At 47.6% G+C, this 16949-nt stretch carries 13 protein-coding genes; 6 read left to right on the top strand and 7 right to left on the bottom strand.

Annotated features, from left to right (window positions below; translation table 11 throughout):
* The 5 genes from MHM94_RS06880 to MHM94_RS06860 all read right to left on the bottom strand — a co-directional run.
* Positions 1 to 680, bottom strand: a 680-nt coding sequence (locus MHM94_RS06880; RefSeq protein WP_235418808.1) for a transposase, incomplete at its 3' end; no start/stop codon positions are given.
* 364 nt (positions 681 to 1044) lie between these two features.
* Positions 1045 to 4206, bottom strand: a complete 3162-nt coding sequence (locus MHM94_RS06875; protein ID WP_235418809.1) for an efflux RND transporter permease subunit — start codon at positions 4204 to 4206, stop codon at positions 1045 to 1047.
* A gap of 3 nt (positions 4207 to 4209) precedes the next feature.
* On the bottom strand, positions 4210 to 5382 hold the full coding sequence (locus tag MHM94_RS06870) for an efflux RND transporter periplasmic adaptor subunit (RefSeq protein ID WP_138509079.1): 1173 nt from the start codon (positions 5380 to 5382) through the stop codon (positions 4210 to 4212).
* A 138-nt stretch (positions 5383 to 5520) separates the two neighbouring features.
* A complete protein-coding gene (gene folE2 / locus MHM94_RS06865; RefSeq protein ID WP_235418810.1) occupies positions 5521 to 6432 on the bottom strand; it encodes a GTP cyclohydrolase FolE2 in 912 nt (303 codons plus the stop codon).
* 54 nt (positions 6433 to 6486) lie between these two features.
* Positions 6487 to 7164 carry a DUF1826 domain-containing protein gene (locus tag MHM94_RS06860; protein ID WP_235418811.1) on the bottom strand — a complete coding sequence of 226 codons (678 nt, stop codon included), beginning with the start codon at positions 7162 to 7164 and terminating at the stop codon, positions 6487 to 6489.
* 126 nt (positions 7165 to 7290) lie between these two features.
* Here MHM94_RS06860 and MHM94_RS06855 point away from each other — a divergent pair, with 126 nt between their 5' ends.
* On the top strand, positions 7291 to 7539 hold the full coding sequence (locus MHM94_RS06855; protein WP_022946194.1) for a YkgJ family cysteine cluster protein: 249 nt from the start codon (positions 7291 to 7293) through the stop codon (positions 7537 to 7539).
* An 18-nt stretch (positions 7540 to 7557) separates the two neighbouring features.
* Here MHM94_RS06855 and MHM94_RS06850 read toward each other — a convergent pair whose 3' ends face one another.
* Positions 7558 to 8103: a DUF4136 domain-containing protein gene (locus tag MHM94_RS06850; RefSeq protein ID WP_235418812.1), complete on the bottom strand. Its 546-nt coding sequence runs from the start codon at positions 8101 to 8103 to the stop codon at positions 7558 to 7560.
* 349 nt (positions 8104 to 8452) lie between these two features.
* Between MHM94_RS06850 and MHM94_RS06845 the strand changes: the two genes are divergently transcribed.
* The 3 genes from MHM94_RS06845 (at position 8453) to MHM94_RS06835 (ending at position 10953) form a co-directional block, all read left to right on the top strand.
* A complete protein-coding gene (locus tag MHM94_RS06845) occupies positions 8453 to 8662 on the top strand; it encodes a cold-shock protein (protein WP_022946196.1) in 210 nt (69 codons plus the stop codon).
* A gap of 196 nt (positions 8663 to 8858) precedes the next feature.
* The gene (locus MHM94_RS06840) at positions 8859 to 9164 is read left to right on the top strand and encodes an H-NS family nucleoid-associated regulatory protein (protein WP_022946197.1); all 306 of its coding nucleotides are present in this window, start codon (positions 8859 to 8861) and stop codon (positions 9162 to 9164) included.
* Between the two features lie 40 nt (positions 9165 to 9204).
* Positions 9205 to 10953 carry a DEAD/DEAH box helicase gene (locus tag MHM94_RS06835; RefSeq protein ID WP_235418813.1) on the top strand — a complete coding sequence of 583 codons (1749 nt, stop codon included), beginning with the start codon at positions 9205 to 9207 and terminating at the stop codon, positions 10951 to 10953.
* Between the two features lie 30 nt (positions 10954 to 10983).
* Here MHM94_RS06835 and MHM94_RS06830 read toward each other — a convergent pair whose 3' ends face one another.
* Positions 10984 to 11307: a ribonuclease E inhibitor RraB gene (locus MHM94_RS06830; RefSeq protein ID WP_045980333.1), complete on the bottom strand. Its 324-nt coding sequence runs from the start codon at positions 11305 to 11307 to the stop codon at positions 10984 to 10986.
* A 267-nt stretch (positions 11308 to 11574) separates the two neighbouring features.
* On the opposite strand from MHM94_RS06830, the gene MHM94_RS06825 reads away from it, so the two are divergent.
* Together MHM94_RS06825 and MHM94_RS06820 are read left to right on the top strand one after the other, a co-directional pair.
* Positions 11575 to 13242: an autotransporter assembly complex family protein gene (locus MHM94_RS06825; RefSeq protein ID WP_235418814.1), complete on the top strand. Its 1668-nt coding sequence runs from the start codon at positions 11575 to 11577 to the stop codon at positions 13240 to 13242.
* Positions 13239 to 16949 (top strand): translocation/assembly module TamB domain-containing protein, encoded by a 3711-nt coding sequence (locus MHM94_RS06820; RefSeq protein ID WP_235418815.1) that lies wholly within the window; start codon positions 13239 to 13241, stop codon positions 16947 to 16949. Before MHM94_RS06825 ends, MHM94_RS06820 begins: the two co-directional genes overlap by 4 nt.

Genomic DNA, 16949 nt, shown 5'->3' with positions numbered 1-16949 from the left:
GGTACCGTTCGCAATTGAGCGTAATAGTCAGGGCGATGTTGTTGTGCTTTGCGCTCAAGAAAACATTCAAGGTATTTTAGTTCTTGAGCGTAGCTATCGAGGATGGCTAAGTCGAAATTGATATTACGTTGAACAACGGGGTCGTCATAACGCGTTCTGAACTCTTCCCGCACACATTTGTTTTTCATGTGCAACTCTAGCGCGGGATAATTATATTGGCTGTTCGTGTTAACGATATGCGCTTTAAGCTGAGCACCATGCTGAACAAGCTTGGTTCGTCGACGCAGTAAATCACGAGTCGCTCTCATCTCACTTGGATAATCATAAGCAAGAGGAAAGTTGCCACCGCGTAGCAAACTAGCGATTTTATAAGAATCAATTTTGTCGTTTTTGGCTTTACCACCGTGAATGGCTTTCATGTAAAGAGCGTGACCGAGCACGAAATCAACATCATGTTCTTTGCATAAGTCGCTAAACCAATACCAACAATGCATACACTCTACGCCAATGACTACTTGCCCTATGTAGGGCTCAATGAGTGACAATAATGCGTGTTTATCTGCCTTTATCTTTTTATGAACAACCTTTTCACCCTTGTCATTCAAGATACAGACATAAAGAATTCGAGCATGTAAGTCGATACCACAGTAAAAATCATGTAATTTGGTATAAAATTTCATTGAGCTTTCTCCTTTTGGTTTGGTCGCCTTGAAGTTTAGTATTTCGCTAAACTTCGGGGAGAAGGTTCAATAAGTATCAAGCCAATTATGGCAGGGACGCAAAATGCTTGGCTTGCGCTCCTTCGTCGCTAATTTTAACCAAGCTTTTGTGCGCCCCATATTGGAGCGTTACCGAATAAATACTCTAACGTGTTTCTGTCCAATAATGATTTAGAGTAGCTGTTTGCTTCTCGCTCTTAACAGCCTTTAAGTAAAAACCGTTATTACAGGCCTGCAGCGATTAGCTTTTAACCCCCCAAATAAATGACTAGCTCAAAAAAAAGCCCCGCGATGCGGGGCTTTATGGTTGGGTTAGTAACAATGCTTAATTATGTTGTGTAGCCGGTTTATCACTTACTTCGGTGCCTGGCTCAGGGCGAGAGAACCATCTGCGCATCAGACGCTTGGCATCTTCCAGCGCCACATATTGGCAAGGAATGAGTACCAAGGTGATCACCGTTGCAAAGAGCACCCCGAAAGCCAAGGAAACTGCCATAGGAATCACGATTTGTGCCTGTAAGCTGGTTTCAGTGATAATCGGGATAAGGCCGATAAAGGTGGTGATTGAGGTAAGCAAAATAGCGCGAAAACGCTTGCAACCTGCTTCGACCACCGCATCTTTTATAGCGATACCCTGGGCACGCGCTTTGTTGACAAAGTCCACCATGACCAGCGAATCGTTAACCACCACACCGGCCACGGCGATGATGCCAAAAAATGACAGGCTACTCATGGTCATGCCCATAAACACATGGCCATAAACCGCGCCGACCACGCCAAAGGGGATCACCGACATGATCAACAAGGGCTGGGTGTAAGAACGCAAAGGAATTGCCAATAACGCAAAGATAATCATCAGCGATAGCACTAAGTCGCGGATTTGCTCGGCAACGCTTTCCATTTCCTCTTGCACGCGTCCAGCAACCTTGCTTTGTACGCCGGGGTAGTTCTTCAATAAAGCTGGCAGATACTCATCACGGATCTCTCGGGCAATGGTGAAAGGTTCAGCTTGATTGGGGTCTACCGCAGCCCACACGTTAACCGTGCGTTTGGCATTTTCGCGACGGATGCGGTTAACACCGTCGACCAGCGTTACCTCGGCTACTTCTGCCAGCGGCACTTCTGCGCCAGCAGGCGTGATAATGCGCACATCATTGATTTCACTGATGGAATTTCGCTGTTCAATGGGGTAGCGGATCATCACTTTTAACTCTTCGCCATCGCGAAGAATGCGCTGCGCCTCTAAACCATAAAAGCTAAAGTTCACCTGCGATGCAACATCGGCTAAGGTCAGCCCTAAGCTGTAGGCAATAGGTTTTAAATCCAGCTGTACTTCTTCGGTGGCACTTTGCATGGAGTCATTGATATCACCCACACCGGCCATGGTGGCAAGTTTGTCTTTGAGTTTGGCGGCCACTTCTTTCAATTGTTCGTTATCTCGACCCTCTAAACGGAAGCTGATATCGCCATCATCACGACCGCCGCCATTCATGATGCTATCGTCGATGGTCATTGATTTCAGTCCCGGCAGTGGCGGCATATTTTCACGCCACAGAGCACTGAGCGCAAAGGTATCCATAGGACGCAAATGCGGCTCTACCAATACCATCATCAAGCGAGCGTTAGTGCGCCCTTGCATGTTGACAGAGATATCGCGGATCATTGGCTGGCCGTATTGCTGTTCAATTTGTTTTTCAACATCGAGCACCACTTGCTCAACTTTGCGAGCCGTTGCCAAGGTTGCACTCTCTGAACTGGCGAGATTCATTTCGATATTAATGCCAGGGAAATCATGAGGGATTTTTGGGTTGGCGATAAACTTAATGAGTCCACCGGCGAATAGCCCCGCACTGACAATTAAAATACCCAAAAAGCCCACAATGACGGTGTAACGGTAGTGAATACACCAGGTAACCGCAGGGCGGTATAGTGATTCAATCACGTACTTTAAGCCCGCATCAAAGCGACTGCGCAAACGATGCAACGGGTTGCGTGGGTTAACCGGGCGGTTTTTCATCGCCGCCAAGTGCGCTGGAAGGATCAGTTTTGATTCCACCAAGGAGAACAGTAAGCAGAGGATAATAACGCCGCCTATGGCTTTACTGAATGCTGCGCCAGGGCCGGAGGCGAGTGTTTGTGGTAAAAAAGCGGCGACGGTGGTGAGCACACCAAAGGTGGCGGGCACGGCGACGCGTTTTACGCCGCGTACGACGTTATCTAAACTTTGGCCATGCTTTTCTATCTCCGCATGGGCCGACTCACCCACCACAATGGCATCGTCTACAACGATCCCCAGAACCAAAATAAAAGCGAACAGTGAGGCAAGGTTAATGGTGATGTCTAGCCCCACGGGCATCATCAGGAAAGCGCCGAGAAAGGACACCGGTAACCCCATCATCACCCAAAAGGCCAAACGAATGCGTAGGAACATCGCCAGCATCAGCATGACTAACACACCGCCCCAAATCATATTCTCGATCATCATATCGAGACGCCCTTCGAGGTAGTAGGTTAAATCGACCATAGGCGTTAATTTAACACCTGCGGGTAATTCGGTTTCTTTGCGCTTGAGGTAGTCATCCATTACCGCAGCAACGCGGGTGATGTCTTGATCTTTGGAGGCTGCCACCTCGAACATCAGCGAGTTTTTACCATTGTATTTCGAATATTGTAGGCCTTCTTCAAAGCCGTCTTGAATGGTGGCCACATCCCCCAAAAAGACTTGTGCGCCATCTTCAAGGGTAATTAATGGCAGCTTCTCAAATTCATTACCGCGATAGGCTTGTTTTTCCACGCGCATGGATATGTAGCCGTTATCGGAGCGGATTTGTCCGGCAGACATATTGGCCGAGAAGTTACGCACCGCCGTGGCGATATCGCGGAAGGTAAGGCCATATTCGCGCAGCTTATCGGGACTAACTTCAATGCTTATCTCGTAATCTAAGCCGGAGTTAAATTCGACTAAGTTCACTAGCGGCAGACTGAGCATTTCATCATGCAGCTTATTCCCGAGCTCCTTAAGCTGATAATTACTCATATCGCCGTAGAGAGCCAAAATCATGACTTCCTGAGTAAACTTTTGCCGGCGAATATTAGGGCGCTCCATCTCCGCAGGGAAACTGGAAATTGCATCGACCTGCATTTTTACTTCATCGAGCACTTCTTGCGGGTCGTAAGACTCTTCGACCTCAATCCAGCTTTGTGAGTAGCCACGATTAGAGTAGGTGATCAAACGTTTGATCCCCTCCAATCCCTGTAAAGACTCCTCAACCTTGATGGTGATCCCTTCTTCAACCTCTTGAGGGGCCGCACCGGGATAAACCGCCTGAATGCTTAACCAGTTATTCTCAAACTGTGGGAACATTTGTTTGCGAATAGATAGGGCGCTAAGGATACCGCCAACAATGATGAATACCATCAATAAGTTGGCTGCCACCGGATTACGCGCAAACCAAGCGATTAAGCCTTTTTCTCTTTGCTGCGTCATCACTTAGTCCTCTTTCAGTGCCAATTGCGTGTGTGGCTTCTGGGTTGGCTCATCATTTAAGCGTAGCGCCATGCCCTCAGTAGGGTATTCAAGCGCTGAGGTAATGAGTTGCTCTCCGGTAGTCAAACCGGTGTCAACATAAGCCATACCGTCTTGTTCGCGAATAACATTAAGGGCACTGAATTCCAAAGTATTGTCGTTATTCAACAGTGCGACGCGATTTTCTTTGATTAAGTGGCTGGGGATTATTGCCGCATTTCGCAGTTGTTTGCCAGTAATAGTCGCATTGGTGTAGGCACCAAAACGCAGCGGTACGCTGTGTTGGTAAGGGGTGTTTACATAGGCGACCAGATAGGTCATGCGTGAACGTTTATCAACCACGCCTTCATTACGCACTATGGTGCCTTGCCAAGTCACCGCTTTGCCAGCGATATCGCTTTGTAAACTGACTTTCGCGCCGACGCCGCCGTCGACAAGATACTGCATATCGTGATTGGCAACCGGTAAACGCACTTTAGCAATGTCGGTGGCATCGACTTGACCCAGTTTACTACCTGGGCTGACAACACTACCTAAACTAATATTTTTTGCTGTTACTAAGGCATCAAAGGGGGCACGAATCGAGGTGCGCTCTAAATTGCGTTTGGCGCGTTTCACTTGCGCTTGTGCAGCTCTAAAGTTGGCGAGCTTTTCTGCCAGTTGCGGTTTGCGTAAATACAGCTCAGAGGGGATCACCTCATTGGCATTGTCTTTAATACGCTGCCATTCAGCTTTAGCCACATGAGCCTGTGCTTGTTCAATTTCTAGTGCTGATTGAGCTTGAGCTAGACCTGCCTGCGCCTCAATGAGCGCCGCTTCATAATCATTCGGGTCAATACGCAGCAGTTCATCGCCTTTGGCAACAAAGCCACCTTTTACAAATTGCTCAGAAACAGAGACTACCTGACCGCTTACTTGCGCCACAAGCTCCGTTTGCTCTTGCGCCATAACCTCGCCATACGAATGCACTTTTAATGTTACGTCCGTTAATTCCACTGGCGTTACCTCAACCAGAGGGGCGATATCCTGTTGTGCTTTTTGTGGTGGCGGCGACTTCATGGCGCTGAGGGCGACAAACACCCCGATGGCGCCTGCCAATACCCCTAGCGGCAAAAATATTTGTTTTTTACTAGCCACAGTGTTGCTCCCGTATATTTCGATGACAGCTTAATACTATCGTGAATGATGTTTACAGGTATGTGGAAGATGTAACAAACCATGAATTGTGTGTCAGCAGCGCGCAAATAATAGGCGGCAACTTCAATGCAACGCTGTTTATTCCAGCGTTGACATCCGTTTATAGTCAACGACGACTGCGTTATGAGCATGCAGACTTTCTTGATGTTCAACCTTAAACCAATAACCGAGTAGCCTGGGTTTGTGCTGCAACGCCTGTTTTATACGCCGGGCGGCGTCTTCACAAAACAGCAGGTTTTCGGCATTGAGCTTGGCAAAGGCTTGCTCGTCCTCTCTTTTCACTGCGGTTTGCACGGCGGTGGCAATGACGGCCTCGAACTCGGTGATAAGATCACTGATATAGCCCAAGGTATGACCTTGCATCTGCATGTGAATATAGGCGAATGAACGCTGACTGTGCGGCGTGGCGATAGAGCCTTGTTCGCTACTTAGCCAGTTGAGCAATGTGTTCTTGTCGATGGCATCGTCTGTAAACTCGCAGGCAATAGCGTCGCTCAGAGCTTGGCGCGATAATGCAGCGGAGCAAGGGCAGGTGCTGGAATAAGGAATAGACAAGCCGAGCTCAATAGTAAACTGGCCTTGCTGATATTCACAATGTAGCGTCACCGGGTAGCCTTGGTAGCCGCTCTTATCGCTGATTAAGGCTTTTTTCTCGAGTATAAGGTCAAAACTCAGCTGCAGCTTGGCACTGTGGCTTAGCCCTTGCTGCGAACTGATAAGCTCACGAAGCAGATGCTCTAAGCGATGGGGCGTCATCGCTTTGTTGCTCAAATGCTGGTTCAGTATTTGATAAAGCCGTGACATATGAATCCCTTTTGCCTGCTTACTATCTAGGCTGACAAAAACATCCGCTTGTGCATGAGTTTGCTGTATCTGCGAGCTGGAAATTGGAACGTGTATGGGTAGGGCAATGTGCTCCATCCCGACCCATTTCAGCGTTAAAGCGGTATCTGCTGGTTGCACTGCAGTAATATCAGGTAAATGGCCCATTTTTTCCTCATTTGGTTAGTCGGTGTGGGGGTTATTAAATGCAGCTATACAGGGCTAAAAAATGCCATCGAGAGTCAGTAATAGCCTCGGTTGCTGATCATGTTGTGTGGGTGAGCGATGCACCAATGCGCTGTGCTCACCGTCAGGCCAAAGTTGTCCTTTGAGCAGTGCCACATCACCTGCTTGTAATTGATGAATATGCTCAGCATGGCGATACAGCCCTGATTTTTCGTCACTGAGCCCTTGATTGCCGCTGCCAAGCTTACTGTAGTCTGCATCGGCGTGGGCTAGCCACTGCGACCCCGGGCCTTGGTAAGTGGTCACTAAGCGCACGGGCACGCGGTCAACATGAAACCGAGGGCACATGGCTTGGCTAAGCACTTTGAGCCGTAAACCAACGTGTTCACAGTCAAGCAAACAGCTGAACATATCCACTAATGTGGAGATATCGGCGAACAAAGCCTGATAATCTTGGTGGTTATCAAAGTTACTTTGCAAGGTGTGAAATACTGACTTTGCACTCACCGTCGAAGTCAATGCGAGATTTGGCTGCGCCTGAATAAGGGTTTGGATTTGCCCGCGTATCGTTGAGTCGAGTGCGCGTTTCCAAATGACGATGTTATGAGCTGGCTGGTAAATTGAAGGTAATACATCAACATTGCTTGACGCTCTCGCTGTTTTTGGCTGATGCACGGGGGGCGCATCAGGGGCATGGGACTGTGTTACTTGCATAGCATCTCTCGTTATTTGTGGTTTGTTATAACATATCATTTATGTTGTGCTCTGCATAGACAGGGTCATGGCTCGAAGCGGGCTATGGTATACTGCGAATTTGTATCATGAAGAGGTGAGCGATAGATGGATTGCCGTTTAGGGTGTGGCGCTTGCTGCATCGCACCGAGTATTTCCAGCGCCATTCCGGGTATGCCGAACGGCAAAAAAGCGGGAGAGCGTTGTGTTCAACTGGATACTAACAACTTATGTAAGTTGTTTAACCAACCTTCGCGGCCCGCTGTATGCAGTCAGTTTAGTGCCACCACGGATGTGTGTGGTCGCACTGATGCCCAAGCAATGTGGCGCATCACCCAATTGGAGGCGCTCACGTAAAGCGCCTCTGTTTGAGCTTTACTGAGCTTGAGGAGGGAAGTTGCTGAGAATATCTGCCACTGATTCACGTACCACTTCGGTGCGCTCAATCGGGGTTTGATTCTTTTTCAGGCGTCCCTCTTTAGCTGCCCGCCACACTAACTGGTTTGAAGACTTATCAACGACATCAATGACTAACGTACCTACCTCATACTCACGCGTGGTGGTTTGCACGTTGTAACCAATGCCCCAATAGTCCCAGCGAGCGCCGTAACCTGTAGAAAACGTATCGACATCGACCTTGGTATCAACGGATGCATGGTAATTAATTAACACATCTGCTTGTTGCGGGGATACCAGTTCCATGCCCTTGGCGCGAAGCTCATCATTGACCGCTTGTTGCACGCGGCGTTCCATTAGCTCACTAATTTGATAATTATTAGTGCCTTTGGTGAGGCTGGCATTGGGGATCCATGCGAAGGTTTTATATTGCGAGAAATCGACCGATTTGTCGTAGTCAAAATCCGGGTGCGAAGCACAGGCGCCCAGTAATAGTACCAAACCGGCTAGCAGAAGGTTTTTCATTGAATGCTCCTTAGTTGGGCAAAGTGTAAGTCCTACGAATAACATAACACAGGTTCTTAGAAAGCGAGAACTGCGTAGTCTGTTAGTTTTTTACCGCAGCCGTTAGTTCCCCGTAAAGAGAAAATTCGAATTTATTTAAAGCTAATTATATTTTTCTGTGGTAGTCTTTAACTTGCCTTGAGTTAAGGCGTGTAATGTGACGGTTTTGTGCGGCCAATGCTGTAAGAGTGACTATTTAGCTAGTGTGCCCTTAGTACTGTACCTGACCCATCGGCGGCGACACTGGCTCAGGGAGGATAGTGCCTAATTTTAGGCGATTGATACAAATTGACTTACAGGAAAACTAAGTATGTCAGCAGAAGCACAAGGTAAAGTAAAGTTTTTCAACGAAGCAAAAGGCTTTGGCTTTATCGAACAAGAAAATGGTCCAGACGTGTTTGTTCACTTCAGTGCCATTAACGGTAACGGTTTTCGTACTCTTAACGAAGGCCAGCAGGTAACTTTCGGCATCAAACAAGGCCAAAAGGGACCAGAAGCGGAAAATGTAACACCCGTTTAATGCTTATTTGCTCACGCCTGTGAGCGAGTAATTGGTGAAGTCGACTCGGCTTCACTTTTCCCCCTCAAATTACACCTTCTTTGTCATATTAATTTAAAATAAGCCTTCCCAGCGTATAGTGCCTTTTTATTTTTGATATATTATCAATCTTCAATTATTATTTAATCTCCATGTTCAACAATTAAAAGAGACCATAGTGAGAGAGATCAGAGCCTTTGCCAAAACGGCATCGATGAATGAGTTAGAGAAAGCAATTAATATTCTGAATACTGCGCTCGAAAGTCAGCAACAGCAGGAAAAAGCGAAACAGGAAGTTCTCGAACTGATGAAGGAAAAAGGGCTCAGTGTGGATGATATTGTTGACTCGAAACAGGACAAGCGAACTAAGGTTGAACCTAAGTATCGTCGCGAGTTTGAAGGAAAAGTAGTTGAATGGTCAGGCCGTGGTAAGCGTCCCAAAGCATTCCAAGATGTTGACCTAACTAAATACCTCGCAAAATAATAACCTCCAAGGCCCGGTTTCGGGCCTTTTACTTACTTGGGTGTTAGTTGTGTTTACACTCAGAGATTACCAACAAAAAGCCGTTGATAGCACCTTAGCCCACTTTCGCCGCTCAGATAGTGCAGCCGTGATCGTACTTCCCACTGGGAGTGGCAAAAGTGTAGTTATTGCTGAGCTTGCGCGCCTTGCGCGATTCCCTATTTTGGTGCTGACTCATGTTAAAGAATTAGTACAGCAAAATGCCGAAAAATATAAAGCATTAGGATTAACACCGGGGATCTTTTCTGCAGGTCTTAATGAGAAAGAGTTAAACCAGCAAGTCACCTTTGCCAGTATTCAATCTCTTGCTAAAAGTAGAGATAAGCTAAAAAGGCAATACTCACTTATTATAGTCGATGAGTGTCACCGTATTAGTGACGATGAAAACAGTCAGTATTCACAGCTTATTCAGCATTTAAAAAAAGCAAATAGCAGATTGAAAGTGTTAGGCCTAACCGCGACCCCATATCGCTTAACATCAGGATGGATATATCACCGCCACTATCATGGCTTTGTGCGTGGCTCGGCAGATGCGCCATTTAGTGAGTGTATATATGAATTACCGCTGCGTTATTTAATCAATAAAGGCTATTTAACCCCGCCGAATTGCGTTGATGCTGCAGTGCAAAATTATGACTTTAATTCACTGGCATCCGGCCCCTCAGGTATACCCAGTGAAGGCGATATGAATACACTATTGCAATCGAGTACCCGGGCAACAAAAAGTATTGTCAGTGATATTCAAGCGCAAGCAAATGCTAGACAAGGGGTGATGATATTTGCTGCCACAGTCAAACATGCTTATGAAATAGCTGACTATTTGAGTAGTGAGTCAGTAGCGGTTATAACTGGTCAGACACCGGCGGCTGAGCGTGATGAAATTATCCTTAGGTTTAAACGCAAAGAGCTAAAATACCTTGTTAATGTATCGGTATTAACCACGGGCTTCGATGCTCCACATGTGGATTTCATCGCCATTTTAAGGCCCACCGAATCGGTTGGCTTATATCAGCAAATTGTGGGTCGAGGTCTGCGTTTGTACGAAGGGAAAAAAGACTGCCTCGTGATCGATTATGCTGCCAATGGCTTTGACTTATTTTATCCAGAAGTGGGAGCGAAGCGCCCAGACCCGTTGAGTGAGCCGGTGCAAGTATTATGTCCGGGATGTGGCTTTGCCAATATTTTTTGGGGAAAAACGGATGCCAGTGGCCAAGTTATTGAGCATCATGGTCGGCGCTGCCAGGGGCTGCTTGATGATGGTGAGCAAACGCAGCAGTGTGACTATCGCTTTAAATTTAAAGAATGCCCGCAGTGCGGCAGCGAAAATGACATTGCTGCGCGCGAATGCAGCGCCTGCCAACATCAGCTGGTTGACCCAGATGATAAACTGCGAAAAGCACTTAATTTAAAAGAAGCCATGGTACTGCGCTGTAGTGGCTTAAGTTGTCAAATTACTCAGCCAGGCAAACTCAAAGTTACCTACTTTGATGAAGATGGGGCCAGTGTCGATGAGAGCTATGACTTTAATAATGCCAAGGTGGTGGCCCGGTTTAATCGCTTTTACGCGAAGCGGCACACAGTTAGCGGAGTCACAACCTGGGACGATGCTCAGCAGGTGGTTGACCATCAGCACTGCCTGCAAGCACCTGATTTTGTGGTAGCGCGAAAGTCGAAACGATATGGGTGGCAGGTGAGTGACAAACTCTTTGACTATGAGGGCGCTTTTCGCAAGGCAAACGCCCTGTATTAGGGCGTGTGAAATGCTCCTGTGCGGAATGCTTTAAGCCATTAGTCCCCAGCCGTCACCATAACCATTGTGCTTATCAGCTAGACTTTCCAAATAGGCTTCGGTATCCATGATCACATCATGTTGCGGCACCATTTTGATACTTACTTTGACTTCAAATACGCCAGTGTCAGGGCAAGTTCCCAATTGTGAATCGGCGCTTAGTTCGGAACTTTTCAGTGCTTCTTGGTAACTAATAGCATGTTCTTGCTTTTCAAATAGAATAAAGAAGTCCAATGTATGAAAGCCTGTCAAGTCCACACCTTCATCGTGTATTTGCTGTAACATGTGTCCGGTGTCGTCGTCGGGAAATTGCATACCTTGTCTCGTTTTTTTAAGAATCGATAAATTGTCTATTATCTTGTAAGAAATAAAAAGCCTTGAAGGCAAATTTTATTTATTCAGTGGGTGCGCGAAGTCAGTGGCATTTGTTAAACTGATGGACCCACTTTGGGACGTATGAGTGATCTGACCATTCATTGTTGCAGTATTCTTAGATCATGGAGTTCTAGTCGTTTGATTTTCTGCCGCTTTTTCATTCTTCTATCTATTTTAATATGGCCTGCTGTCACTGCACATGCTGCTGTGCAACAAGCAACAACCATTACTGGCTACAGCATTAACGGGTTATCAGGAGAGTTAGAAGAAAATGTTGCGCTTTATTTAGTGCAATTAAAAGGCGAGGTCCCCTCCAGGCAATTACAGCGCTATGCAAGCGCACAAGTTAAAGCGAGTATGCGCGCACTGGGGTATTACCATAGCGAAGTAGAACTCAGCTTAGAGCGCAGCGAAGGCAAAGCGCAAGTAATTGCGAACATCATACCCGGCAAAGCGACGCGCATCGCTAGATTGGATTATCAATTTAGTGGTCCCGGAGAAGACGATCAGCAGCTTAAGGCGGTGCTTGATAGCTTACCTCTGCAGCAAGGGCAGGTTGTGCACCATGGCCAATATGATAGTGCTAAATCAGCCATAGATAGGCAATTGTTAGAGCTTGGCTACTTTGACGCTAAGTGGCAACAATCTAAGTTGGCAATTAATCGCTCTCAACACAGTGCAGAGGTGGTGCTGCATGTGCAAACGGGCCCACGTTATGATTATGGGCCGATTAACATCAGCTCTGATACACCAGCAAGTAACTATATTTATTCTCTGGCGCATTTTAAAACCGGGCAGCCCTACCGTGCTACTAAGGTGTCAGAATTCAATCTTGCGTTATCGCAAACGCCTTACTTTAGCAGCGTCCGCGTTTATGCTGATATTCCCGCTCGGACTAATGGCGAGGTGCCGATTCGTGTGGAAGTCTTGCATAAACCACAAGATAGCTTTGAAGTGGGGGGCGGCTACTCAACGGACTTAGGCCCCAAAGCCAGATTCAAATGGTCTCGTCCTTGGATCACCGAAGACGGTCACTATCTTGAGAGTAACCTGAACATTTCCAAACGTCAGCAAGACATCAGTTTTGCCTACACCGTGCCGGTGGACGACCCTAATGACGATATCTGGCGCTTTAGCCTCGGCTACAAGCTCGAAGATAATGTCGATACGGATATCTTCTCGAAAACACTGACAGGCTTAGTGCAAAGACAGTGGAAAGTGGGAGAAGATTGGATACGCACCGCATTTTTGCGCCGAGAGTATGAAGAGTTTCGCATTGGCGAGCAGCATCAGCGCACTAAGATGTTGCTACCCGGAGTGAGCTTTGCCCGCAAGCAAAGTAAAGGAGGCACCACGCCATTTTGGGGTGAGCAATGGTTAATCAGCACCGAAGTGGGCACTGAGCACTTGGCTTCGACCACCGATATTGTCAGAGTACAGCTACAGTATGCGTGGTTAAACACTTATTGGCAGCGCCATATGTTTTTTACCCGGGTCAATCTGGGTGCTATTTACGTGGATGATATTAATGACGTGCCGGTTTCTATGCGCTTCTTTGCCGGCGGCGATCAGAGTATTCGCGGCTATAAATATGAGTCTATCTCGCCTGAGCGTAATGGCTATAATATTGGTGGTAAATACCTAGCCACCGGCACCTTGGAGTATAATTATCAGTTTGCTGAGAATTGGCGGGCGGCGCTATTCGTTGATGCCGGAACCGCCACCAATGACTTCTCTGAATCATGGTCGGTTGGCACCGGCTTCGGGGTGCGTTATTTAACCCCAGTGGGCCCCATCCGTATTGATCACGCATGGGCATTATCCACACCTAATAACACCACTCGTTTGAGCATTACTGTGGGGCCGGAATTATGAGCAAAGGATATAAGCGTATTCTCCGATGGTGTGGCGGCCTCGTGGGCACTATTTTAGTCACCTTGTTTTGTTTGTTATTTACAGAGGTGGGTAACAAGGGCATTGCTTATGTGGCCAATCACAGCGTTGATGGGTTGCGCATTTCGCTCAAAGAGGGGCGGTTTTTATATGATGACCCATTTGATATCTCTTTTACCAGCGAGCAGATAAGCATCGATGCTGAGGCTGTGCGTATTGACTGGCAGTTACTGGGTTGTGCTGGGCTGTGCTTTCGCCAAGTTGGGGCTGAGTCGCTGACGGTGCAAGTAGCCGAGCAGCAAAACGACAAGGCGGCAGCGACTGATGCAATGCCGCCGGCCAGCGAGCCAATATCACTGCCGACTATCACCATCAAAAGTCTATTTTTAGGACAAGCCAACTTCCGTGCTGCGGGCCTTAGCGTGTCAGCACGGGATTTTAAATCAGCGCTTGAGGCGCATCAACGAGACGTTAAGGTGCAGCCGTTGCGTCTGCGCTCGCTTGAACTTACTTTACCTGAGAGTGAGCAGCAGCCTTCCTCAGCACCACTTGAGGCGCTGCCACCGTTACCGCCTATCGCTTTTGATTTAGGCATCAATGCGCAGCTTAAAAGTGCACAGGTTGCTGACATTATTATCACTCAAGGGCAGCAAAGCCATCGTATCAGCGATTTAAAAGTGGCTGTGGCACTGCAACAACAGCAGTTGAGCGTTTCACAACTATCAGCCGCCTACCAATTGCCTGCTGATATCGCGACAAACGAAGGGGATACACTTGAGGCCCAAGCTCAGGGTCAATTCTCTTTTGCTGATGGCAACCCTTTAACACTGTCGCTGCAACTAGCTGCCTTGGGCGAGCGCAGCGAGCTTTCATTCACGGGCAGTTTAGATGAACTTAATGTCCAGGCGCGTAATCAAGGCAAATATACCTTCGAATTAGACGCACAGGCACAATTACGACAGCAAAATTGGCCTTTTGAGTTGGCGTTTTCACACGCACCTTGGCAGCTTGAGGTGCAGGGCCAGCCGTTACAGGTAGAACGCACCAACATTAATGCATCGGGTACTTTAGATAACTACCGCGTCGATGTTGATGCATTGACACAGCTAGCAGCATACCCACAAGTGAGCACTTCTTTACAGGCTCAAGGAAGCCTTAGCGGCATCAACGCTGCGCCGTTGCAATTGCGAGCGAATGATAGCCACGTTGAGGTAACAACATCAATAGCCTGGCGCGATGGTATTAGCGCTGATTTTTCTGCGCAGCTAACTAATTTGCACAGTGAGTACTTATTAGACACCGTGCGCAGCGATCTATCGGGCCAGCTGCAAGGCCGAGTGAGTGTTGAGTCACCCCAGCAGTGGTGGGTGGAGCTTAAACCGTCGTCATTATCAGGCACGATAAACGAGCAACCGCTCACATTTAATGCCGAACTGAATATTGATAGCGATCTCAGTGGCGATATTCATGCTTTTAGTGTGCGCCAAGGCGAGAATACATTGGTTATCAATGGCCGCATTGATGAGCAGTGGCAACTAGCCGGCGAATTAAACTTGTCATCATCATCGCCACTTTATCAAGGTTATTCAGGGCAGGGACACGCTCAGTTTAGTATCGAAGGGCAACGTTTATCTCCCAAGCTGCAATTGCAATTGCAACTAGCGACTCTGCAAGGTGAGGGATTGCGAGTGAGCGACGCAACATTAGATATTACAGGGCAATATCAACAAGCCGACTTAGAATATGACCTGGATGCAGAAGTAGCTAATGTTAGCCTTGATGGCCAAGTTATCAAGGGCATTCAAGTACAGTCTCAGGGCTCACAACATCACCAACAAAACTATATTCGTGCTGGATTAGCTCAAGGGCAAGCGCAGTTGGCGTTTCAGTCTGAACTGCAACAGCAGCAATTGAGCTTGGCAATTACCGAGTTGGAACTGCGCGGCGACGAGTATCAGGTCGCACTGGAGCAAAGTACCGAGTTGGACATTGATCTGGCCCAGCAGAGCGTGCGCACTAAGCCCTTTTGTTTGCAGGGCAATGCCATGCACTTGTGCATAGAGCCCAGTGATATCAGCGCCAAGCAGGGACACGTCAACGCTAAGCTTGACTACTTTCAGTTACAGTCTCTAACCACTTTGCTGGGACCCAACCTGGGTATAGAGGGGCAAGCGCAAGGACATGCGCAGTTGGCATGGCAAGATAACCAAGCAGTGCAGATTGATGCTGAGTTCCACACCGAGCAATTACAAGGGTTGTATCGAAACCAAGGGCAGTTGCAGCGATTGCCTGTGGAAACCTTAATGATAAAGCTAAGCAGTGATGCAAAAAATGCCAATGCTAAGCTAAGCATAGACTCCTCAGTGGTTGGCAGTATTAACGCTGATTTAGCCGTAGAGGATATCACTCAAGCGCAACAACTCTCTGGAGAGGTGCACCTAACAGATACCGACATCAGTAAATTCGCTCACTTTGTACCTGATGTGAGGAAGTTAGCGGGCAAGTTAAGTGCTAACCTCACTCTCAGCGGCACGTTGGCGCAGCCCTACCTCAATGGTGAGCTCAAGGCGCATGAGTTGGCAATTGAAGGGGACGCACTGCCGGTAGCACTTGCTAACTCTCGTCTCGAAGCTGAACTCGAAGGTGAGAGTATGACCTTGGAGGGGGAATTGCTCACGCCCGATGGTGGCAAGCTTGCTATTGACGGCTCAGGTGTGTGGCTCAGTGATAATCCGGCACTTACCATTTCACTCTCGGGCGAGCGCTTTATGGTGGTACCGCAGCAAGGGGTCAATGTTGCGATCTCTCCGGATTTAAACATAGATATTAGCGCCCAAAGTGTGCAAGTTGATGGTCGTGTTGATGTTCCTTACGGACGTATCAAAATCAAAGAGTTACCTAAAGGAGCGGTACAGGTCAGTGATGATGAAATCATTGTGGACGCACCACAAAAGCAGCAAAGTGCGCCTTTCGCTTATCAAGTGCAGTTAGATGTGGGTGTACATGACGATGTGTATATAGACTCGTTTGGCCTGAAGTCCTACATCATGGGCGACTTGAAGCTAACCGCGAGTAATGAAAGTCCGCCATTGGCAAGTGGCGAGTTAAAACTGGTGGATGGTAAATACCGTGCATTTGGCCAAGATTTAGTGATCCGTACCGGGCAAATTGGGTTCAGTGGTGCGCTTGATAAACCTTACTTAAATGTGCGCGCGATCCGTAATCCAGACACCACCGCCAACGGGGTGATAGCGGGTATCGAATTAATCGGAAATGTTGAACAACCGAAATTAAACGTGTTCTCGGAGCCGGCCATGGATCGTTCACAAGCGCTTTCTTACGTGCTTAACGGTCAGCCTCTTGGTGATGGTGATACGAACACCGATGCCATGCTCACGCAGATTCTTCTAGCCCAAGGTCTCAATCGCAGTGAGGGATTTGTATCGCGAGTAGGGGAAACATTTGGCCTCAGCGATATAACCTTAAATTCAAAAGGCAGTGGTGATGATACTAAGGTTGAAATTGCTGGCTATATCGCGCCGGGGATCCAAGTAAAATACAGTGTTGGTGTATTCGAGTCTATCAGTGAAGTGGCTGTGCGCTACCAAATACTGCAAAAACTATATATAGAGGTAACCAGCGGGCTTTATGATACCTTAGATATATTGTATCGGTTTGATGTGGACTAA

Source organism: Pseudoalteromonas sp. CNAT2-18.1 (assembly GCF_022347865.1).
Classification (GTDB): Bacteria; Pseudomonadota; Gammaproteobacteria; order Enterobacterales; family Alteromonadaceae; genus Pseudoalteromonas; species Pseudoalteromonas ruthenica.
This window is presented reverse-complemented; position numbering and strand designations above follow the sequence as displayed.